This is a genomic window from Pseudomonas sp. FIP_A4, from assembly GCF_036701605.1.
Lineage (GTDB): Bacteria > Pseudomonadota > Gammaproteobacteria > Pseudomonadales > Pseudomonadaceae > Stutzerimonas > Stutzerimonas phenolilytica.
Genome location: NZ_JAYDXP010000015.1, coordinates 1 through 511 on the forward strand (window position 1 = coordinate 1; position 511 = coordinate 511).

Below are 511 nucleotides of genomic sequence, written 5' to 3' on the forward strand. Positions count from 1 at the left end.
CAACCTGGTCTGCAACTTCACTCCGCCGGTGGGCGAGCGCCCGGCGCTGCTGACCCATGATGAGGTCACCACGCTGTTCCACGAATTCGGCCACGGCCTGCATCACCTGCTCACCCAGGTCGAGCACGCCGGCGCCTCGGCATCAACGGCGTGGCCTGGGATGCGGTGGAGCTGCCGAGCCAGTTCATGGAGAACTGGTGCTGGGACCCCGAAGGCCTGGCGCACATCTCCGGCCACTACCAGACCGGCGAACGCCTGCCGCACCGAACTCGGTGTCGTTGGCGATCGCCAGCGCTTCGGCTTCGTCCTTGAAGGGGGTGACGGCCAACACAGGCCCGAAGATTTCCTCCTTCAACACGCGCATCTTGTTGAGGCCATTGATCAGGGACTGCTGCACGTAGAAACCGCTGGCCAGAACGCCATCGAGCTTCTCCGCCGCGCCGCCCGTGAGGAACAGCCCGCCTTCCATCAGGGCGATGTCCATGTAAGACAGAAACTTTTAGAACATTTT

2 pseudogenes are annotated in these 511 nt (G+C 63.0%); one reads left to right on the top strand and one right to left on the bottom strand.

Annotation, left to right across the window (positions count from 1 at the left end):
- A pseudogene (locus U8L64_RS00080) lies at positions 1-261 on the top strand (M3 family metallopeptidase); the annotation flags it as partial.
- Position 262: 1 nt separating this feature from the next.
- Here U8L64_RS00080 and U8L64_RS00085 read toward each other — a convergent pair.
- A pseudogene (locus U8L64_RS00085) lies at positions 263-499 on the bottom strand (aldehyde dehydrogenase family protein); the annotation flags it as partial.
- Between the last annotated feature and the right edge of the window lie 12 nt (positions 500-511).